We start from the raw sequence: 21885 nt of genomic DNA on the forward strand, positions 1-21885 counted from the left end.
TCGCAAGAGATGCGATGGATGTCTGATGATTTGTAGTCATAAATTTAAGTCCCCACTTGTTTCTAAGTGGGGACTAAATTAAGGCTTATAGGATGAATTCAGAAGGTGTGTTCAGCGGACGCTTACGCTTTTCATACAACAAAGATGGTTTGTACGATGCAACAAAATTTTTAGCATAAAAAAACCCGCATTCAGATTGAATACGGGTTTTTTGACCATTTCAGATCATCAACACAGCATTACGCTTGTTCGATATCTTTCATAGTTAATTTGATACGACCACGGTTGTCTACATCAGCAACCTGTACTTTCACTTCCTGACCTTCTTTCAACACGTCTGCAACGTTGGCAATACGCTCATTTGAAATTTGAGAAATGTGAAGTAAACCGTCAGTACCCGGAAGGATATTTACGAACGCACCGAATTCAACAATACGGATTACTTTACCTGTGTAAATTGTACCCGGCTCGATTTCAGCAGTTAAAGCCTGAATTTTTGCAACAGCAGCTTGTGCAGCAGCTTTGGTTTCACCAAATACGCGCACTGTACCGTTGTCTTCAATATCAATTGCCGCTTTAGTTTCTTCAGTAATTTGGCGGATGGTAGCACCACCTTTACCAATCACGTCACGAATCTTGTCTGGGTTGATGTTAATCACTTGGAAAGTTGGTGCATGCATTGAAATTTCTGGACGCGCACGTGAAATCACTTGGTTCATTGCATTTAAGATATGCATACGACCTGCATAAGCTTGGTTTAATGCAACTTCCATGATTTCTTCAGTGATGCCTTCAATCTTGATGTCCATTTGCAATGCAGTAATACCGTTGGCAGAACCCGCAACTTTAAAGTCCATGTCGCCAAGGTGGTCTTCATCACCCAAAATGTCAGAAAGTACAGCGAAACGCTCGCCTTCTTTCACTAAGCCCATTGCGATACCCGCAACTGGTGCTTTCAATGGAACACCTGCATCCATAAGTGATAACGATGCACCACAAACAGACGCCATAGAAGATGAACCGTTTGATTCAGTGATGTCCGATACGATACGAATCACATACGGGAAGCGATCTGCTGCAGGAAGAACTGCTTGCACACCACGACGTGCCAAACGACCATGACCAATTTCACGACGTTTAGGGCCAGATTCACGACCTGTTTCACCTACTGAATATGCAGGGAAGTTGTAGTGCAACATGAAGTTGTCAGTTTTAGTACCCGATAAGGTATCAACCATCAAGGCATCACGTGTATTACCTAAAGTGGTGGTAACCAAAGCCTGAGTTTCACCACGGGTAAACAATGCAGAACCGTGCGCACGGTCTAGAACGCCAACCTGTACGTCAAGCGCACGAACGGTTTTGGTGTCACGACCATCAATACGTGGTTTACCAGACAAGATGTTGTCACGTACGGTACGGTATTTAAGATCTTCAAAGAGTTCGTTCAAGTCATCTGCAATGCCAGTTTCGTCATTTTCAGGAACGAATTGCGCAACTGCTTCTGCTTGAAGTGCATCTAATGCAGCATAACGGTCTTGTTTGATCGCAATGGTGTACGCTTCAGAAATTTTTGCTTCAAACGCTTCTTTTAGTTTTGCACGAAGGTCTTCGTTTTTCTCTGGAGCAGTCCAAGTTGACTCAGTTGCACCTGCAGCCGCAGCAAATTCTTTGATCGCTTGAATCGCGATTTGCATTTCGTCATGACCGTAAAGCACTGCGCCTAACATTTGGTCTTCTGAAAGTTCTTTTGCTTCAGACTCAACCATCAATACAGCAGATTCTGTACCTGCAACCACAAGGTCAAGGTCAGATTGCGCCATTTGCTCAAAGTTCGGGTTAAGCACGTATTCGCCGTTGATTAAACCCACACGCGCCGCACCAATTGGGCCACGGAACGGTGTACCTGCAATTGCAAGTGCAGCAGACGTACCTAACATTGCAGCAATGTCAGCTTCCATGGTTTTGTCAGAAGATACAACAGTCGCAGTAACTTGAATTTCGTTGTAGTAACCTTCTGGGAACAACGGACGAATTGGACGGTCAATTAAACGTGAAATTAAAGTTTCTGCTTCAGAAGCACGGCCTTCACGCTTACCATAACCACCTGGGATACGACCTGCAGCATATTGTTTTTCTTGATAGTTAACAGTCAGTGGGAAGAAATCTTGACCCGCTTTTGCTGTTGGTTGAGCAACCACTGCAACCAATACAGTCACGCCACCCATAGTAATCATTACCGTGTTGGCTTGACGCGCTACACGACCAGTTTCAAGTACAACTTGGTGCTGACCAAATTGGAATTCTTTACGAATAATATTAAACATCGACATGTTTTATTTTTTCCTAGTTCTTGTGAACAATTATTCTCGTGGAGACCCCTAAGGTTTGGCATTCACAATACAATTGTTTAGGTAAATGACAAAGCTTAGAAGCCGACCTCACTCGAATGAAACACGATTTTTAAACACAAAGAAGGAGCGAATCATTCGCCCCTTCCACTGATCTAGCCAAGGCTAGATATACTTTAGTTTTCAGTAATACAGCATTCAACATGCAATAGTCCGAAAATAAAAGCTTAAATCGAATTAACGACGTAAACCTAAAGCAGCAATCAATGCGCTGTAACGAGTCACATCTTTGCCTTTAAGGTAGTCAAGTAACTTACGACGTTGGTTAACCATACGGATTAGACCGCGACGGCTATGGTGGTCGTGTTTGTGCTCTTTGAAGTGACCTTGTAAGTCATTGATTTGAGCAGTTAAAAGCGCTACTTGAACTTCTGGTGAACCAGTGTCGTTTTCAGCACGAGCAAATTTAGCGATGATCTCTGCGCGATCTGCGTTTGTTAAAGCCATTCGATTTCTCCGAGATGCTTAATAAAAAGATTTGATACCGATCAATTGATTGCTCAATTGACTGCCGTGCATCACTACAGCAAGGGCATTATTTTAAGGCAAAAACGTGCCGATTGCAAAACAGAACGACAAACAAGCACTTTTAATTTTGAGATGTACCAATAAAAGTATGATTTATGCTAAGGGTATACACATCATGTTAGGTATAAAGTGTCTAAGGAAAATAAATATACAATTGTATATGATTGATAATATGTAATATTTTGCCAACTGCTTTTCATCCACTGGAATATTTTGCCGTTAAAATAAAACAGCCCGAGCATAGCTCGGACTGTTTTTTGCGCTGTAGTTTCTTGTCTTATTATTCTTATTGTCTTGTTTATTGTGGTTATTTGCGCGTTTTCGCGTCTTATTCTCTGAACATTCCTGTTCTTGCTTTCACGTCCTTGTGTGGTAGATTTTGCCACAATACTAAAGTGAAAGAAGTCGTATTTCTCGTATCTATTTGTAAGCTTTTTCTTACAACAGGTAAGCATTGTCAGCATTTTGCAAATCACCCAAACTTACAGGCATAAAAAAGCCCTGTAGTCTCTCCCAAAACTACAAGGCTTAGCGGCTGTAAGTTTCCTCTTCTCACTCACGTCCTGTCAGTTCGCTGTCTTTCGACATTTATCGTTATTATTCTGCGATTATGCTCAACTATCCCTATTGAGCTTTTTATGTGAAGTCATCTTCTCAAAAAGATCTTGAAATCTCTATGCGCAAATTTCTCGAATCAATGTAAGCCATTTCGTACAAAACCATCTCTTATTCAGTTTTACTTAACAATCCAAAGCGTCATTAATTCTGGCTAATAAACCACTGCTGCGACGGGTACGAATCATCAAAGCTTGCTGCAAAGCTTGCGCATCAACCAACAAACTTACGACTTTTTTAGCACGGGTAATGGCAGTGTAGATCAGCTCCTTACTCAGCAAGTTTTTTGCCGCAGCATCCAACACCACAGCTGTATGAGTAAATTCAGAACCTTGCGATTTATGAATAGTAAGTACAAATGCGGTTTCAATATTTTTAGGTAAGCGTGTTGCAGGCACCCACTTATTTAAACTTGGAAAATATACTTCAAACTGGCGCTGATCATTCTGCTCTCGCATAAAACAGATGCCAATATCACCATTCGACAACCCCAGTTGATAATCGTTATAGGTCATCATGACGGGGCGTCCTGCATACCAATCGCCATGTTTGGTTTGTTTTAACTGTTGCAACAAGCGTTTTTCAATCTGCAAATTCAGTTGTTGTAAACCCAAATGACCATGACGAATTGCGGTTAAAATACGGTAATCATCAAATACATTCACCACATTCTCAACATGCGCTTGAAATGCTGTACTTGATTGTTTCAAGCCCAAAGTATGTGCTTTTAATACCGCTACATAAGCCTGATAACCATACATCAGCTGATCATAATAATGCGCTAAATTTTCCGCTGAAATTTGCCCATTTTGCTGAGGTAAATATTGCAGTTGTAGGGCATCTATTTCGACTTGCTTAAATTGAATTGGCTTTAATTCACCTGCTGCCACGACTTGCTGTTCAAACTCAGCCAAAACCTGTGCAGGAGAATGTTCTTGCTGAATAAACTTCGCCATTGCGCCAATTTTTGCACCTTCAGCAAAACGACGTGTGGTCACTAAATTGACACGGTTATTTGCGAGTTCAGGCACTTGCTGTAAATCGGCCAATACTGTACCGACATCGACTGAAGCCAATTGATTGGCATCGCCCAACAGAATTAAACGTGCCTGCGCAGGAATGGCAGCCAATAACATCTGTGACAGGCTTAAATCCAACATCGAAGCTTCATCGACCACAATCACATCATAAGGTAAAGGCTGTTTGGCGTGAAAACGTGGCTTGCCTGTATTGCCCAAGCCCAATAAACGATGCAAGGTCATAGGTTGTAATTGACACAAGGCATCGACATTAAACGATTGTAAAGCTTGACTATTTAAAGCATTTTGCAAGGCTTCCTGCATCCGCTGTGCCGCCTTACCTGTCGGTGCCGCCATCGCAATTCGAATATTGGGTAAAGCTTGATTGAGCACCGCAATAATATGCGCCAAAGTATAGGTTTTTCCTGTACCTGGCCCGCCTGTAATAATGCTCAAACTTTGAGTTGCCGCAGTTTGTAACGCTTTTTGCTGCTGTGGATCTTGCAATAAATTAAGCTGATCGGTTTGTAATTCAAATGACAAAGGTGCCTGCGCCTGAATCCGTAAAATATCGTTGGCGACCTGATGTTCTAGTTTCCAGTAGCGATACAAGTACAAACGCTGCCCGTCAAATACAAATGGCGCAATTTGTGGATCAGGATTTAAAGCGCCGCGCTGCAAGTTCATGTGCAAATGCTGCAATGCCGCCACTTGTTCTGCAGTTGCAGGAATACAGCTATCGCCTTGCTCAATGGCATCGAGTACCTGTTGCATCAAAATTTGTGCTGAAGCATCAAAAGCGACATTGCTAAATGGCGGCTGACACAGGTAATTCATCCACGCCTGCATTGGGGTTTGCGCTGAATTTAAGTGAATATGCTTGTTTTCCACACAGTTATCCTCAAAGTTATCCACAGGATAAGCAATTGTTTTATTGAGTCGATAAGCTGACTTAGCGTTATTTTTTAAGTTCAAAGTAACCCAATATCTGATCTAATTGCAGAATAAATTCCGCATCAGGCTGCCAATGACAAACCCCTTGCCCTGTTTGCCCTTGCATACCACGTAAATACAAATAGCTGGCTCCGCCCAAATGTTGCCGAATATCATAATTTTGCAAACGACTGCCTAAATAACGATGCAATGCCACCAAGTACAATGCCGCTTGTAACCAATAACTTGATTGGGTCATGTTACGTTCAAGATTGGTTTTTTCATAATCGCGCTGATCGGCACCCAAATAATTACTCTTATAGTCGGCAATGTGATAACACTGCCCATCAAAATAAACCAAGTCAATTGAGCCTGTCAGATAACGCGCAGTAGCGGCTTCATTTAAATCTTGAATAGGATGTCCCGCATCTTCAAACAATTGCTGAATTGCTTGAATAAATAAGCGCTGATCTGCCAACGCCAAATAGAATGGAAACTCTGATAAATAATGTGCAGTAGATAAGGCGGAAAGCTGGAAAGTATCGTGCAAAGGAGTATTCAACACATCCTTCAGCCACTCGGTCATGTGCGCAAAAATATCTGCTTCCTGCACAGTCGCGCTGCCTTTGGCAGTGTCGAGTTTTGCAATCAAATCTACCAATAACACATCTGAATTAAACTCTTTGTCGTTATGAAAACGGCGTTTGACTTCTTCAAAAATGTCATCATGACTGGCTTGAAAGTCGATATATTCAAAGAGTTTATGTAAAAAACTCCCCGCTTGAGTACCACGCTGAAAATTAGCTTTGATCCATGCAATCGGTTGAGCCACCTGTACGATTTCCTGTTCCGTTTCGACAGGTTCCTGATTGATTTCGTCGGCAGCAGCAGCCTGCTCCTCGCTTGCCAATGCCAAAGTATCGCTACGCATGGCGGCAGGTAAATGTTGTGCCAAGCCACTAAAACTGGTTTTGGTTCGTGGATAAAAGCGACGCTGCGGAAAATCTGCAGCTTCAATCTTAATTTCTTGCACTTGTTCAAGTTGTAATGCTGCCGCCAATTGTGTCAGAGGTGCTTCATCACAGCTCCATGCTGCTGCAATTTCTGCTGAACTTGGCGCTTGTAAACGCCAGACATTTAAACCAGCAGATTTTGGTGCAGCCTCTTTTTTACCTTCTTTTGCAGGCGTAGGCTGTTTTAGCATCGCATAGACCCGATAACTGGCACGGGTGAGTGCCACATACCAAAGCCGATTCAACTCTGCCAAACGGCGCTCACTGTGCTGCTGCATTGCTGTGGCATCTATGTCTTTATGTTTAATGGCAATGATACGTTGCTCAATGCCTTGCTCTTCCTGCGTTGCAAACACCAAAGCAGACTTGTCAGATATAGGTGGCTGATCTGCCGACATCAAAAAGACCACTTTAAACTCCAAGCCTTTGGACTGGTGAATGGTCATCAATTTCACGCCTGCCGCATTAGAAAGTTTTCGTTCAATTTCCCAATCGCGTTTGGCAGGTGATTCAACTTGCTGTAAATACCAGTAATACAGCATGTAAGCCCCTTGATGGCGTTCACTTTGACGACTCAGCAATTCGGTTAAATGGCGTAAATTCACCACATGCCGTTCATTGTCAAAACTGCGTTTTGCCACCAAATTTTCCCAAATTTTAAATAAGTTCAGGCAGTAATTCCATGCGGTTAAAAAGCCTTTATTGACCCACATTTCCCGAATGCAGTCGAAGTCATAAATAAACTGACCTAACCCCTGTTGCTCAAGTTCAATCAACTGTTGCAGGTTATAACCCAATAAACGTGTCAGTAAGGCACGCTTGACCTTGGCTTCATCATAAGGATGTAAAATTGCAGTTAAAATTGCCGCCACATCTTTGGCTAAAAAGCCTGTAAAAACACTGCGCTGACTACTTCTATTGACCTGAATTCCAATCCGTTCAAGCTCGTATTGGGCTTGATCAAGCTTTTGATGACTGGTCGATAAAATGGCAATATCATCGGCTTGTAAAGCGACTTTGCCTGAAGAGTGATCAAAATATAAATCGCCTGCAATGCCTTGATTTAATAACTCGCGAATTTTTCGTGCAATTTGAATGGACTCATCCTGATCATGTTCCACCGTTACCCAACGCAGCGGTGCAGGATTGACCTGTTGCCGATCCATTAAAGCAGGATGAGGACGTGAACCTGCAATGACAGGATCATAAATCACTTTTTCACCAAAAGCGGGTTGGCGTTTAAATAACTCATCCACCACACTGACCAGCTCTTTCACTGAACGATGATTTTGTCTGAGCGAGTAAATGCGACCTTGTTTTTTCAGCACATCATCGCGGGCATTGTTATAGGTCAGCATATCACCACCGCGGAAACCATAAATCGCCTGCTTAGGATCGCCCACCATAATCATACAACCACGCGCATACCACTTTGGATTGCGCCAAATTTGTGCCAGCATGTCATCTTGATCTTGGTTGGTATCCTGAAATTCATCCACCAAAATCAGTGGATAACGCGTATGCACAAACTGTGCAAAACGCTGCCCACGTTCTCCCTGCAAAGCTTCAGCTAAACTGCGAATTTGTTGGGAAAAAGTGGTTTCCCCTTTTTGCTGTAAAAGTTGCGGTAAACGCTGTTTGACGTGTTGTACCAAATAGAATTTTAAATTGGTCTCCACCAATTCAATTTGACGCTCAAAATTAAGTTTGGCATCCACAACTGCTTTGATTTTTCGGATCACAGGATGATCAAAAAAAGCATCTTGCACCTCTTGCGTACATGGTGCTTTCGCTTTGTTAAAAATTGATTTTCTGAGCTTGCCGTCTTGGTTCAAATATAGTGCAAAGACCGCATTAAACAATGCGGCAAGATGTGAATTAAAATAATGTTCTAAAGGGCTGTGCTTAATTTTTTCAATCAGTTTTGGCAAAGTCACTGTAAATAGTGGCTGCAACCCCTTCTTATCACTCCCCGCGACATAATCGGAAAAATTAAAGCTATATTCACCATCATAATATTCTTTTAATTCTTCAATTTGCGTCATGGTGATACTGGCTAAATTCTGCAACGCCTCTGCTAAATCTTGTACATCCAATTGTGCCTGATCTATGCCCTGAATCTCTGCCGATGCAAAATTCAAACTGGTATTGACCAACCCCTCATAGTCTGCTGCAGATTTCAACCGCCCACATAACAGCATATAGTCCACAACATGCTGAGGCTGTGCTTGAATCCATTCACGCAGCACATCATGCACCAATTGTTCAGTATAGACCAATGCTTGGTCGGTAATATTGGCGCGCTCAATTTTGCCGCTTTCAAAGGAAAATTCACGCAATAATTTTTGGCTAAAGCTATCCAGCGTTCCGACAAATAATTCATCGAGTTGTGCAATCACCAAGTTCAAACGTGAACTGGCATAGTCCAGTTTTAAGCGATATTCCTGCAGAACATTTTTGAGTAAAGGGTCTTGTAGTTGTGTAATTTTTTCTGCAAGGGCACGCTGATCTAAAGACTGGTTTAAACACTGATCGATATATTGTTGGGTTTCAAGCAAACGTGCACGAATACGACTTTTTAGCTCGGCTGCTGCGGCACGGGTAAATGTGGTCGCAATCACCTGATTAGGCAAATAATCTTTCAGGAAAATCCGCACCATCAAACTAGATAAAGTATAGGTTTTTCCTGTACCTGCCGATGCTTCAATCCAATGCAAGCCTTTGAATTGCATCTCTTGAATTGGGTCATAACAAATTGGGAATGGGCTAGATGAGTTCACGCAGATTCCCCTTGTTTTTGAAGATTTTTCGCAGATTCATAATTTTCAATGATGGGCTGATACAGTCGATGGCTATATTGCTGAAATGCCTCAATCAACAACGGTTCAGTTTCACTGTCTTGAAAAATAAATGACCAGTCTGGGTGATTTTTCTCACTTTCATCAATAAAGCTCCTCCTAGCACCGTCATGCCAATGTTTTACGAAGCTTTCCATATTCAAAACTTGATCGGACTGAGCTTCATCCCACTGAATTTCAAATTCTTTTTTATCTTTCATTTTTAAAACCAAAGCCGCAGGCAATAACACAGGATATTGCTGTGCGTGTTTCCAGAACTCAAACCACTGGGCTAAATACTCGTGTGCTTGCTGTGCATGGATATTGGCAAAATGAATCACCGCATCTTTACACACCACAATCCGCTCTAAATCTTGCTGTTCTGTGTTCTGATAAGCCACCCAGAACAGATATTCCAACCATACTTCGGCATATTTTTTTGGTCTGGCACTCGCTGCCACCACGCTACACCAAAGCTTTGTAGGCTGTTCAGGCACTTGAATACGGATATGCAAATGCGGATTCATTTTCCAAAGCTGTTGCGTTGTTGCGGTTGCCTCATCTGCAAACTGCTGCAGTATGTCACGTAAATATTGCTGTTCTTGCAGTCCCGTTTTAAACGTGGCATTTAAAGTTTTGCCCACAGGTAAAGTATCTTGCAACAAGCTTTCTGCATCTTGCGTGCCATGTTGGAGTAAAAAATCACGCACACTATATTTTTCCAAGCCATTTAAAATCAGTGGCTCATGGTTCATTGCAGCAGTGTCGGATTGTAAATTTTCGACTCCAATCGCTTTTAAATAGGCACGTGCAGGGAAACATACATCTCGAATCCATTGTATACTGTCGAGTACCACCACGTCTTGTGGCAATAATGGATATTCACCAAACCATGCTTCGCGTGGTGTGGTTTCTTGCTGCATTTGTTTGGCAACCCGATACCATTGATCTTTAAAGCGAACTTCACGGCTTTCGGCAAAACGCAGTTGATCAAAAGGTTGCAAACTATGTAAGTGATAAAGAGATTTCAATTGTGCGGGAATCTCGACACCATTCAAATTTAAGCGTGAATCGCTAGCTTCATCGGGATGTTTCACAATCAACTCCAAATGCTGCACAAATTCCTGCACCAGCACGGATGGATCGCGCACCTCGCCATCACTGACATCAAAACCGTTATAAAATAACCAAACACTGTCTTGCGCCAACAATAAACTATCTAAAAATGCCCCTTGATCATCCTCAATGCGTGAACGATCTCCGAGTTGTGGTTTTAATAATTGCATCAAATCAAAAGCCAATTGCTGGTCACGACTTGGGAACACGCCATTGTCCAAATTCAGCATCACAATCAGCTTATACGGCAGTGGACGAATTGCACCAATTTGGCTAAAGGTAATGGCGCCCGATGGACTGGCTTGTTCGAGTTGGGTTTCGAGCTGGGCTGAAATTTCTTGCAGAATATAATCCAGCGGTAAGCTTAAATGACGCAAATCTTGACCCGACTGCACATCAAAATAACTGGCTAAGGTCAGCATACGGTCATGTTTTTGCACCAAACTAAACACCGATGCCAACACATCTACCCCTGCATCCTGAAACTCACTCAGGTCTTGCATCAGTTGTTTAAGCCAATATTCCACCGTTTTGGCTTGCCCCAATTCATGCTGAATTAGCCAATCACGGCGCTGTGCAAAATCCTGATAAATTTGAACCAGTTTAAAAATCAATTCAAAATCGCTACTTTGCACATCGGCATAACTTAAAGTGTGCTGAACCACGCAATGCTCTGGCACTGCAACGCCCAAAGCCAAACGATCTAAAGCAAACTTTAAGCTGAACCGATAATCTTGATCATCTGCACTCAGGCTGCGTTTTAAATGCTCGGCATCTAAACCACGTTTAAAACCTGCATTGGCCAACAACTCATTCATGCGCTCAATATTGTTTAAATTCAAGGCATAACGCTGTTGTGTGGCAGCTAAACTCAACCAGTCACCAAACTCCTCAAAGCTAAAACGTCCTTGTACCAACGCTATACGCCCAACCACCGCACGCCAAGCATTGTGAATATCTAAAGAGCTGATACCTGCTATTTGAATAGGCAAATACACACTATCTTGACTGAGTTGATGCCCTAAAGTAGCTTGATTCTGCTGTGCTTTTTGTTGTCCTTTCTGATAGAGATCACGCTCACTTGGCGGTGCAGCAAATACGCTGCGAATTAAAGACTCTTGTTCTTTGAGTTTCGGACTCAATACCAAAATATCACTGGCTTGGCGGCTGTCATCTTGTCCTAGCCATGCAATTAAACGATCTTTGAGTACCTCAAGCTGACGTAAACTTGAATGACACACATGAATTTGCAATGACTCATCGGCAGGATCTAAGTCATACGCCTGCGCGACTGGCTCAACCAAATTCAATACATCCGATTGAATTTTACCCAGTAAATGCTGCGGCTCTTCTTCAGGGAAAAGATCATACCACTCGCCTTCATCACCACTTGACAACGCCGCCAATAAAGAAAAGTGATCACGTGCCTGTTTACCAAAGCGTGTCAGCAAAGGATGATGTGACTCGCGCATATCGGCATTAAATTCGCCATTATATTTTTTGATATATGCAGCAATATCATCATCACTTACGGTTTTATTTTGACTTTCCATCTCACGAATAAAACGACTTTTGATTCGCGCATCCATGTTTAATTTCCACTTAGGATCGACCATGTCTGCCCAATATTCTTGCGATGGGTTGTAATGCAGAATAAAAATATCCATATACTGCGCCAAACGGCGGATAAACAGCAACTGACTTGGCGGCAAATCCAATAAGGTAAAAATCACCAACTGTTTGGGTAATTTGTTAATACACGAATTTGGATTTTCAGGCTCGCCCAAAGCTTGCCAAAATTGCAGATCAATCTCCTGCATTTTTTCAAAATCTGCATGAAAAATATGCAACCACAACCAACTTTGCCATTGCTCTAATTCTTCGGCTTGCTCTTGAGTAAATGCGGCTATTTCCAATGCCGCTTGTTTTTCTTCTTCGCTCTCAAAGTTTTTAGGGATATAAATTTGCTGCTTTAAGTTCAGGCGTTTCTGCTGTCCCCAAACCGCTAACCAATTGCTTTGACATTGGCAGACACCCTCGCAGCCTTTTTGGCAAAAACCACGATAAACCATGTAATTGCTAAATAAACGTGAAACTTTATCTGCCACCCAATACAGCATGTTTTGCTTTTTGAGCTGCTTTTCTAAACCCTGTGACAATTGCTCTGCGCTGTCATAAATTCGCTGAATCAAACGATGTAAAGCATGCTCGGAAGGAAGTGGGTTTTGTTCGTGTTGTATCCACGGTTGTAAGTCATAAAACACACGCCATTGCATCACAATACGCGGAATATTTGCCTGACGCACCCGATCTTTATCGTCTAAAACTGCCTGATAAGCGGCCCATTGAAAGGCACGAATACGATGATGAAATTCAGTATTGGCACTAATGCCTTTTTGCTCGGCTATTTTTTCCGTCAGCCACTTTTCTACTGCCACTGAAGGCACAATAAAATGCTGGGTTTGTAGCACCTGAAGCGGATTCGATGTCGGTTGACGTATGGTTTTCAGCATTTCATTGACTAAAACTTCTATACGTTGGCTTTGTATGACATGAATCGCCATAAGGTATCCTTTAATTTATTTTGAATAAGAATGTATTAAATGTACTAGAAGGCCGTTGATCTATCATTTGCCTCAAGCACAACAAAAGAATAAAGATTATTGGCTATACACTTACAACGGTGTATGCCACTTTACAAGCATACTTTTATTGCCTACTTTATTCAAAAAGTGCTTTGAATAAAGTGGTTTAATTTACCAAACAGCATACGATTATCCGCCATTTTAAGGTTGTACTTATGATAAAAAGAGAGACAATTCCAGACAGTATTGATCCAAGCCTAGACTTGGAAATGATTCGTGCAGAATGCCTAGAACTGGTCAAAAAACGTGCCTATTTTTCTGCAGGTGCAGCCGTCATTCCTGTGCCGTTCTTAGACGTTGTCATTGATGTGGGCATCTTGTCGCAACTGATTCCAGAAATTAATGCACGTTTTGGCTTATCTCCTGAGCAAGTCAGCGTGTATGATCCTGAAACCCGAAAAGTCCACTGGAGCGAATTGCGTAAACGCGGTGTGGAATTTTCAGGCTTAGTCGTGGCGCGTACTGCAGTAAAAAAATCCCTGAATAATGTCGCAGCCAAGTACATCACCAAACAAGTCACCAAGTTTATTCCATTGGGTGGACAAATGGTGGCAGCAGGTTTGGGTTATTTTATTATGAAAAAAATTGCCGAAACGCATGTTGAAGAAAGCTATAAACTGGCAAAAAGCATTCAGCTTAAACAAGCCAAAGTTGTGAATGCTTAATTTTTAAACTAAACAGACTCAAATTCAGCTAACTTAACACGCAGTCTTTGCATCCTCGAGGCAGATTATTCTGCCTTGAGTTGTTTCAAGATGGTTCTTAAAATTTCCAAACGTGCTGCATTTTTGTCATTACTCGGAATGATGTGCCACGGTGCATATTCGGTACTGGTACGTTGCAGCATATCTGCCGCTGCCACCAAATAATCATCCCAACGGCTACGGTTGCGCCAGTCTTCATCTGTAATTTTAAAACGCTTATGTGCGGTTTCCTGACGTGCTTTAAAACGCAGCTCCTGCTCATCTTTACTAATGGCTAACCAAAATTTGATGACGACAGTTTGATGATCATTTAAGTCTTTTTCAAAACGGTTGATTTCGTCATAAGAACGCTGCCATTCCAGTGGGCTAATCAAACCTTCTACACGTTCTACCAATACCCGACCATACCAAGAACGGTCAAAAATATTGATTTTTTCTTCAGGCAGAATTTTCGTCCAAAAACGCCACAAATAAGGACGACTGATTTCAAAGGCTTCAGGTGCACTAATGGTGTAAATTTCGTATTCACGCGGATCCAGTTTTTTTACAATCCGTTTAATCGCGCCGCCTTTGCCTGCTGCGTCCATTCCTTCAAAAACAATGCTGACATTACGGTTGTCTAAACGCAGTGCATCTGCCACTTTTTTCGTGAGTTTCTTTAACTCTGCTTTATAGTCATCCTCATTGACCGATTCAGATACAGGATTAAGCAAAACTTCTGGAATTTCTGCAGCTTGCCAAGTGATGCCCGAACTGGTCGGATGCACAGGACAATGCTCTAAAGCACGTAAAATATGCTGTGCAAATTGTTGATCGCGGATGGTTTCATCTTCGCAATCAATCATAATCCAGTCATCGGTAAAGCGTTGGCGCAGCTTTTGTAAGCTGTCATATTGCTTTTTATTGCGCCAATCCAAGCCGTGCAATTTATGCCAATGCACTTCGCTCGGTTCCATATCATCTAGTCGTTTTTGTAGTGATTTCCACGATAAATCGAACCAGATTTTAATGACATCCACATGGTTATTTTTTAAGTCTTCTTCATAGGCACGCATTTTTTCGACATAGTTATCAAACATGGTGTCATCAATTTGTTTAGACACATGCATGGCTGTGCTTAATAAGTCACTATACCAATTGCCAAACATCACCATAATTTGACCTTCGGCAGGAATAAAACGTGCATAAGGCTGCCAAAGTGTCTGTTTGGGATTAAACGGGTGTGGCGCATCGGCTTTTACCCTTAAATAACGCGGATCGACCCATTCCCTAAGTTGTTTGACCGACTCTCCTTTCCCCGCCAATTCAATGCCGCTCACTAAAATCAGCAAACTTTTGGCATTTTTTTCACCTTTGGTATTTTTTAAAGCATATTGGGCTTCAATTAGCTCGACTGAAAGTTGTTCTTCTTCCATGAGTTTAAATTCAGTATGTGCTTGTGACATCATCTACCCTATTGTTGTGTTATTTAAGCTCTGCTGATCATTCGTCTATATTTACGATATTAGAATGAGCGACAGACTTTGATCAGTATACGAATATCGACCCATTTTTTAACAACTTTTCGCTTATTTTTGTAGATTAATCTCACACACTGACCTTTGCCGTTTGGAATTCTGTGTAATTTGTCATAGCGACGAGATCAAACTCACATTAAGATTTGCCCATTCAACTCAATAATGAGACACCCTATGTCTAAACTTGCTGCTTTAGATGAGCTGTTAGAACTGTATTATCAATTTAAATATCATAAAAATCCTATGCTTTTTCAACGCTTACAAGATGTTCAAGCATGGCAAAAACAGCGTATGCAACGCACCCATGCCACACAGTTTGCCGAAAAGCACAATGTCTTGATGGCTGAATATTTTTTAAACCGCTTATATGGCGGTCCAGATTTTGACGCTTTGGCAGGTCAAATTGCTCGCCTACTGAAATATGCACACAAAGCTGAAAAAATCATCCCTGAAAATGCAATAAAAACAGGGACTTCTGGGGTAAGTCTGGCGATTTTGGCAGTGCAGTTAGATGAACAAGTCGCGATACAATTGCTACAGGACTATCCTGAAAATATGCCTTTAAATGATGAGATGATGCGTCTGACTTATTTAAAGCTCGATCAGGGCGAAGCACGCTTAAAACAATTAAATATGTTGGATGAACTGGGTAAAAACCTAGATAAATATATGCGCTCTTTTGTGGTCTATACCGCTTTTAAAATGTGTAAAGGCGCGGCGCAAAAATACAGTTTTCAAATTATGTATGAGTTTATGCAAGATGGCTTTTTAGCCATGAAACCATTAAAGTCTGCAGAGAAATTTGTGAAGCAATTTACTACCACAGAACGGGAAATTATTGCCAAAGTACATGCAGGTGATTTACATCCATTTTCATAATCCCAATGTGTGAAATAACCAACACTTATTCAGCACACTTACGCTATCTTTGGTTTTTTCTGTATATTATTCATAACAATTGCATGATGATTACTGTACAAGTGCTTAGAATCTGTCATCATGCATACACTGCAGCCTTAAGCCTTTTTATCCTGAGGAGTGACTCCAATGTCGAATGAAAATCAAACGCCTACCGCTACTCCCGAGTCGGCACAACCAACAGACAAAGTGAGTCCATTCTTAACCGAACCTCTACCGCAAGGCGCTCCACAAGGTCAGCAACAATCTTTAGAACAAAAATTAACGGATACACCTGTTACGGGTTCAGTGCCAAAATATAATTTGCCGCGCGGTGCCAACACAGGCAATGTCGGTGCAACCACACACTTCGGCTACCAAACCGTCAGCAGTGAAGATAAAGCCCAGAAAGTCGCAGAAGTCTTCCACTCGGTTGCAAGCAAATACGACATTATGAACGACTTAATGTCATTTGGTATTCACCGCTTATGGAAACGCTTTGCGATTAATATGTCAGGTGTACGTCGTGGTCAGCGCGTACTGGACATTGCAGGCGGTACGGGTGACTTAGCCAAAGTCTTTAGCCGTGAAGTTGGCCCTACAGGTCATGTGGTACTGTCAGATATTAACGAATCTATGCTGAATGTTGGCCGTGACCGTCTAATTGATGCAGGCTGTACCAATGTCGATTTCGTGTTGGCGAATGCCGAAACTTTAGAACCATTTGAAGACAACAGCTTTGACTTACTGACTATTTCATTTGGTTTACGTAACGTGACCGATAAAGATGCAGCTTTGGCAGCGATGTACCGCGTACTCAAGCCGGGTGGTCGTTTATTGATTTTAGAATTTTCAAAACCAGTATTTGAACCGTTCTCAAAACTCTACGATTTATATTCATTCACAGCATTGCCATTGATGGGTAAAATTGTCGCAAACGACTCAGAAAGCTACAAATACTTGGCTGAATCTATTCGTATGCACCCAGATCAACGCACTTTAAAAGGCATGATGGAACAGGCAGGCTTCCAAAACTGTGATTACCACAACCTGACTGGTGGTATTGTTGCCGTTCACCGTGGTTTTAAACTCTAAGGCGTACCGCAATGTGGTCAATTCTCGCCCTTGGTGCAGTTGAGAAACTGATTCATCATGTTATTGATTTGGATGCGATTACTCGCATCCAGCTCAACCAACTACACGGCAAAATGTTGCGTGTGGTGCTCGATTCGCCACAGCTTTCTGTAGATGTCTTTTTTGATGACAACAAAGTTCGTTTAGAACCTACTGCAACAGGTCACAGCGAGCAGCCTTCTATTTTTGAGCAACGCCCGTTTGATCAAGCGCAAAATATCAGCCCCGCAACGGCCACTTTGCATGTTAAAAATGTGGTGCAATTGCTCAAACTGTTGCTATCCGATGAAGTGGGCAATATTCCCCTACAAGGTGACTATCATCTTTTACAAGATATTCAGCGCATTATGCAGCAGGCTGAACTAGACTTGGCCGCACATTTAAGCCCTTGGATTGGTCCTGCTTTGGCTCATGAAGTTGGCAAAATTCAGCTTGCACCCAAGCATTTAAAACGCAGTCTACACAGCCATTTGTTCTTTGCTGAAGATGCCCTAAAAGAAGACAGTGGTTTATTTGCCCCACGCTGGCAAATGGATGACTTACAACAAGATACGCGCATTTTTCAACAAAATTTAGACCGTGCCGAAGCCAAAATCCAACAGCTACAAACGCAGCTTGATGCACAGCCAGATACCGCTTCTGACACCTTAAACTCCACTCAGCCCTAGGGAATAAGTCTTTATGATTCCGCACGTTTCACGTTTACTCGAACTTTGGCGCATTGCCGCGCACTATAGACTCGACACGTTGTTTCCTGCGGAAGAACTACCAGAAAAGGCACGTCATGCACTCAGTTTTATTCGCATGCACCCTGCGGCTTGGTCAAGTAAAGAGCGTAAAAACCCGCTGAAGCTCAAAGAAGCTTTAGAAGAAATGGGACCACTGGCGATTAAACTTGGGCAATTACTGTCTACACGTCGTGACCTGATTCCGCCTGAAGTTTTACAGCAATTGGTGTTGCTACAAGACCGTGTCAAACCATTCGGTTCTGACGTGGCACAAATGCGAATTCAGCAATCGCTCAAGGCAGACATCAACACCCTGTTTGCCCGTTTTGATGAGCAACCTTTAGCAGCAGCCTCCATTGCGCAAGTCCATACCGCTGCCTTGCATGATGGTCGTGAAGTCGTCGTTAAAGTCACCCGTCCCGATATTCGCCAGCAAATTCTACAAGATTTTGAAATTCTGGAATGGCTCGGTGCAGCACTGGAAAAACGTCTGGAAGCGGCACGCGCTCTACATTTATCTGAAATTATTCAGGACTATCGTCAAATTATTCTCAACGAACTGGATTTGACCTTAGAAGCCGATAACACCCGCCGCATGCGTCACTACTTTACAGGCTCAAGCATGATGTACGTGCCTGAAGTCTATATGGACAGTAAAGATGTGATGGTGGCAGAGCGCATTACAGGTGTGCCTATTTCCGACACGGCAACCTTTGATCGTTTGGGGATGAATCGTGCCGATTTGGCAGAAAAAGGCCTCACGATTTTCTTTACTCAAGTGTTCCGTGACAACTTTTTCCATGCCGATATGCATCCTGGCAACGTCTTTGTGGAAACCATCAATCCGAATAATCCGCGTTTTATTGCGCTAGATTGTGCGATTATGGGCGAGCTGTCCAAGCATGACCAAATGACCGTAGCACGTATGTTGCTGGCGGTGATGAACAGCAACTTTATGCAGCTGATTCAAGTGGTACACCAAGCTGGCTGGATTCCACCGGGCACAGATCAAGATGCTCTCGCCCGTGAAATGCGCCGTACTGTCGGGCCAATGGTGTCTAAACCGATGCACGAATTGGACTTTGCAGGCATTCTGATTCAGGTCATGGATATTGCACGTCGTTTCCATTTGGAAATTCCACCGCAATTGATGCTACTCCTGAAAACATTGGTGCATGTTGAAGGCTTGGGCACAGACTTATATCCAGAACTGGATATCTGGAAACTGGCAAAACCAATTTTAACGGATTGGATTAAAGCCAATATGAATCCAGTCAAAAATGTCAAAGAAATTGGGCAGCAAATTCCCGACCTGTTACTGGGTGCGCAAGACTTACCAAGTTTAATGATTGACAGTTTAAATGGTTTAAAAAACCAATCGGCTTGGCATTCCAAACAATTGCATGAATTACAAAGCATGCGTCTACAAATGGAACATCAGCAAAAACGCAGCTGGATTTTTGGCAGCATTATGGCCATTTTCCTCTCCATTGCGATTATTGCACCGTGGTATGTCTCTATTGTTTTAATCGCGTTGGCAAGTTTCTTGGCGATTTGGCGTATAGCTAAATAAAGCCACATTGCTTGATAACAAACTGATTAGACGATAAAAAAATTAGAAAGCCTGTTTTAAAGCAGGCTTTTTTATCACGCTGATTTTCTCTAACTCATCCTAAAAACTACCGCATGACTCATCAGTCACCAAATGATGCCTCTCGCCATTGTTGCAAAAATCACCACGCCTACAATTAATGCACATTTGTAGCGTTATAGATCAAGCATGACTCAGCTTTTGCATAAACGTGCCCCTGCACTCAGTATTCGCGCAGGACATCTGGCACGCCAACTGATTGAACAAGAAGGCTTACATGCCCAACACGTCGATATTATTCCAGGTGCAGCAGGCGGCCCCAAAGGTATTGGCATTCAAGGCTTAGACCAAGCTATTTTTGGCGAGTTTTTTGCCCAAGCCTCAAAGCGTCGTACTGTGGTCGGTTCTTCAATTGGCAGTTGGCGCTTTGCCAGTATTTTGGCGTGGGGCGCAAAACAAGGCACTGAACGCCTGTCCGATTTATATACCAACTTGTATTTTCATAAAAAAATGTCGCGCCAAGAAGTCGCTGAGATTTGTCAAAATATGCTGTTTGAACTGATTCAGGGACAGCAACAACAACTGATTCAGCATCCTGACTATCACCTCACGGTCATTTCCGTCAAAGCTCAACATATTTTCCAAAGTGACCAAGCCTTGCCTTTGCTAGCATCTGTGGCTGGAATTATTGGTAGCAATGCCATTGCGCGCAAACATAACCGCTTATTTATGCAACGCGTCATCAGCCAACCTGCGCAAGGTCAGCAGTTTATGGTAGAGGATGATTTTGTCACCCATTACCAAGCCCTGAATGAGCAGAATGTCGCACCGTGGCTGCTCGCCTCAGCGTCTATTCCCGGGGTGATGTCTGCTATTCGTGACATTCCTGATGCGCCCGTGGGCAGTTATCGGGATGGTGGCTTAATTGACTACCATCTAGATTTACCTTACCAAAGTCAGGGCATTGTGCTGTACCCACACTTTACCGACAGCATTACCCCTGGCTGGTTTGATAAAATGTTGAAGCATCGTAAAGCCAATCCTGAAAATCAGGCCCGGACACTCTTGCTATCACCTTCGGCAGAATATTTAAGCAGCTTGCCTTTAGGCCGTTTGCCCGATCGTAAAGACTTCACCTTAAAAGGTTTAGATCAGGCACAGCGCATTCGCTTATGGAAACAATCGGTGGCAGAAAGTCAGCGTTTGGGCGATGAATTTCTGGAAATGGTGGAAAAACAAAACTTCCCTCAATTTATGCAAACGCTTTGACAGTACAAATCTGGCAAGATAATTTAGGTAAATTGTCTTGAATCACGTACACTATAGGGACGATGCAAAATCGTGCGCTCAGAAAATAGCGTCCATACAATTTAAATTAATTTTGGTGAACAACTCATGAATAACTTGCAATGGCTCGATGAAGTAAAATTTAACGAACAAGGATTAGTGCCTGCCATTGCACAGCATCATCAAACAGGACGTGTGTTGATGGTGGCGTGGATGAACCGTGAAGCCTTGGCACTGACTGCCGAAAAAAATCAGGCGGTGTATTTTTCACGTTCACGCAATAAATTGTGGCACAAGGGTGAAGAATCTGGACACTTTCAAACTGTGCACGAGATTCGTCTGGACTGCGATGCCGATGTGATTATCCTGCAAATTGAACAACATGGTGGAATTGCTTGCCACACAGGGCGTGAATCTTGTTTCTATCGCAAACTCACCGCCAATGGTTGGGAAATTGTAGATGCACAGCTGAAAGACCCGAATCAAATTTATGGTGAACAAGCCGCCAATGCTCACACCTTAGCCATGAGCCAATCAAAGGCACAAGCTGAACAGGTTGAAGTTTTGGCTTATTTAGGGCAAATGATGAGCGAGCGCAAAACCGCTAATCCTGACTCATCTTATGTAGCCAAGCTATACCATAAAGGCTTGAATAAAATTTTGGAAAAAGTCGGTGAAGAAACCGTGGAAGCAATTATTGCCGCCAAAGATTTCAACACCGAAGCCAATGCCAACAACAAAAATGACCTGATTTATGAAGTGGCCGATTTATGGTTCCACAGCATTGTCATGTTGGGTTATTTCGATATTGAACCGCAAGTGGTACTGAATGAATTGGCTCGTCGTCAAGGTTTATCAGGCTTGGTTGAAAAAGCCAACCGTAGCCATTAACGCGAAAAGCCAACCCTGA

13 protein-coding genes are annotated in these 21885 nt (G+C 42.6%); 7 read left to right on the forward strand and 6 right to left on the reverse strand.

Going from position 1 to position 21885, the window contains the following annotated elements:
• Positions 1 to 239: 239 nt before the first annotated feature.
• The 5 genes from pnp to ACEO2X_RS04405 form a co-directional block, all read right to left on the reverse strand.
• The gene (gene pnp / locus ACEO2X_RS04385) at positions 240 to 2327 is read right to left on the reverse strand and encodes a polyribonucleotide nucleotidyltransferase (protein WP_171257431.1); all 2088 of its coding nucleotides are present in this window, start codon (positions 2325 to 2327) and stop codon (positions 240 to 242) included.
• A 261-nt stretch (positions 2328 to 2588) separates the two neighbouring features.
• Positions 2589 to 2858 carry a 30S ribosomal protein S15 gene (gene rpsO / locus ACEO2X_RS04390; protein WP_004975922.1) on the reverse strand — a complete coding sequence of 90 codons (270 nt, stop codon included), beginning with the start codon at positions 2856 to 2858 and terminating at the stop codon, positions 2589 to 2591.
• Between the two features lie 821 nt (positions 2859 to 3679).
• Entirely contained in the window at positions 3680 to 5422 is a 1743-nt protein-coding gene (gene recD, locus ACEO2X_RS04395) for an exodeoxyribonuclease V subunit alpha (protein WP_371971137.1), read from the reverse strand.
• 109 nt (positions 5423 to 5531) lie between these two features.
• The gene (locus ACEO2X_RS04400; RefSeq protein WP_371971124.1) at positions 5532 to 9299 is read right to left on the reverse strand and encodes a UvrD-helicase domain-containing protein; all 3768 of its coding nucleotides are present in this window, start codon (positions 9297 to 9299) and stop codon (positions 5532 to 5534) included.
• Positions 9296 to 13036, reverse strand: coding sequence for an exodeoxyribonuclease V subunit gamma (locus ACEO2X_RS04405; protein WP_371971125.1), 3741 nt, complete (start codon positions 13034 to 13036; stop codon positions 9296 to 9298). The genes ACEO2X_RS04400 and ACEO2X_RS04405 overlap by 4 nt, the downstream gene beginning before the upstream one ends.
• Positions 13037 to 13272: 236 nt before the next feature.
• Here ACEO2X_RS04405 and ACEO2X_RS04410 point away from each other — a divergent pair, with 236 nt between their 5' ends.
• Positions 13273 to 13782, forward strand: coding sequence for a hypothetical protein (locus ACEO2X_RS04410; RefSeq protein WP_004975913.1), 510 nt, complete (start codon positions 13273 to 13275; stop codon positions 13780 to 13782).
• A 65-nt stretch (positions 13783 to 13847) separates the two neighbouring features.
• Here ACEO2X_RS04410 and ACEO2X_RS04415 read toward each other — a convergent pair whose 3' ends face one another.
• Positions 13848 to 15266: a phosphate--AMP phosphotransferase gene (locus ACEO2X_RS04415; protein WP_104852966.1), complete on the reverse strand. Its 1419-nt coding sequence runs from the start codon at positions 15264 to 15266 to the stop codon at positions 13848 to 13850.
• 246 nt (positions 15267 to 15512) lie between these two features.
• Between ACEO2X_RS04415 and ACEO2X_RS04420 the strand changes: the two genes are divergently transcribed.
• The 6 genes from ACEO2X_RS04420 to hisIE all read left to right on the forward strand — a co-directional run bounded on the left by ACEO2X_RS04420 (position 15513) and on the right by hisIE (position 21866).
• On the forward strand, positions 15513 to 16217 hold the full coding sequence (locus tag ACEO2X_RS04420; protein ID WP_004975910.1) for a hypothetical protein: 705 nt from the start codon (positions 15513 to 15515) through the stop codon (positions 16215 to 16217).
• 168 nt (positions 16218 to 16385) lie between these two features.
• Positions 16386 to 17330, forward strand: a complete 945-nt coding sequence (gene ubiE / locus ACEO2X_RS04425; RefSeq protein ID WP_004975907.1) for a bifunctional demethylmenaquinone methyltransferase/2-methoxy-6-polyprenyl-1,4-benzoquinol methylase UbiE — start codon at positions 16386 to 16388, stop codon at positions 17328 to 17330.
• Between the two features lie 11 nt (positions 17331 to 17341).
• Positions 17342 to 18037: an SCP2 domain-containing protein gene (locus ACEO2X_RS04430; protein WP_371971126.1), complete on the forward strand. Its 696-nt coding sequence runs from the start codon at positions 17342 to 17344 to the stop codon at positions 18035 to 18037.
• A gap of 13 nt (positions 18038 to 18050) precedes the next feature.
• A complete protein-coding gene (locus ACEO2X_RS04435) occupies positions 18051 to 19670 on the forward strand; it encodes an AarF/ABC1/UbiB kinase family protein (protein WP_096901336.1) in 1620 nt (539 codons plus the stop codon).
• Positions 19671 to 19877: 207 nt separating this feature from the next.
• Positions 19878 to 20957, forward strand: coding sequence for a patatin-like phospholipase family protein (locus ACEO2X_RS04440; RefSeq protein WP_371971127.1), 1080 nt, complete (start codon positions 19878 to 19880; stop codon positions 20955 to 20957).
• A 126-nt stretch (positions 20958 to 21083) separates the two neighbouring features.
• The gene (gene hisIE, locus ACEO2X_RS04445) at positions 21084 to 21866 is read left to right on the forward strand and encodes a bifunctional phosphoribosyl-AMP cyclohydrolase/phosphoribosyl-ATP diphosphatase HisIE (protein WP_004975893.1); all 783 of its coding nucleotides are present in this window, start codon (positions 21084 to 21086) and stop codon (positions 21864 to 21866) included.
• The last annotated feature ends 19 nt before the right edge of the window (positions 21867 to 21885 follow it).

The sequence above is a fragment of the Acinetobacter sp. AL9 genome (genome assembly GCF_041464035.1).
Lineage (GTDB): Bacteria > Pseudomonadota > Gammaproteobacteria > Pseudomonadales > Moraxellaceae > Acinetobacter > Acinetobacter towneri.

Bases quoted from the DNA above. Each gene is read 5' to 3' on its own strand.
- pnp (WP_171257431.1), bottom strand. From the start codon at position 2,327: ATGTTTAATATTATTCGTAAAGAATTCCAATTTGGTCAGCACCAAGTT.
- rpsO (WP_004975922.1), bottom strand. From the start codon at position 2,858: ATGGCTTTAACAAACGCAGATCGCGCAGAGATCATCGCTAAATTTGCT.
- recD (WP_371971137.1), bottom strand. From the start codon at position 5,422: ATGCAGGCGTGGATGAATTACCTGTGTCAGCCGCCATTTAGCAATGTC.
- ACEO2X_RS04405 (WP_371971125.1), bottom strand. From the start codon at position 13,036: ATGGCGATTCATGTCATACAAAGCCAACGTATAGAAGTTTTAGTCAAT.
- ACEO2X_RS04410 (WP_004975913.1), top strand. From the start codon at position 13,273: ATGATAAAAAGAGAGACAATTCCAGACAGTATTGATCCAAGCCTAGAC.
- ACEO2X_RS04415 (WP_104852966.1), bottom strand. From the start codon at position 15,266: ATGTCACAAGCACATACTGAATTTAAACTCATGGAAGAAGAACAACTT.
- ACEO2X_RS04420 (WP_004975910.1), top strand. From the start codon at position 15,513: ATGTCTAAACTTGCTGCTTTAGATGAGCTGTTAGAACTGTATTATCAA.
- ubiE (WP_004975907.1), top strand. From the start codon at position 16,386: ATGTCGAATGAAAATCAAACGCCTACCGCTACTCCCGAGTCGGCACAA.
- ACEO2X_RS04430 (WP_371971126.1), top strand. From the start codon at position 17,342: ATGTGGTCAATTCTCGCCCTTGGTGCAGTTGAGAAACTGATTCATCAT.
- ACEO2X_RS04435 (WP_096901336.1), top strand. From the start codon at position 18,051: ATGATTCCGCACGTTTCACGTTTACTCGAACTTTGGCGCATTGCCGCG.
- ACEO2X_RS04440 (WP_371971127.1), top strand. From the start codon at position 19,878: ATGACTCAGCTTTTGCATAAACGTGCCCCTGCACTCAGTATTCGCGCA.
- hisIE (WP_004975893.1), top strand. From the start codon at position 21,084: ATGAATAACTTGCAATGGCTCGATGAAGTAAAATTTAACGAACAAGGA.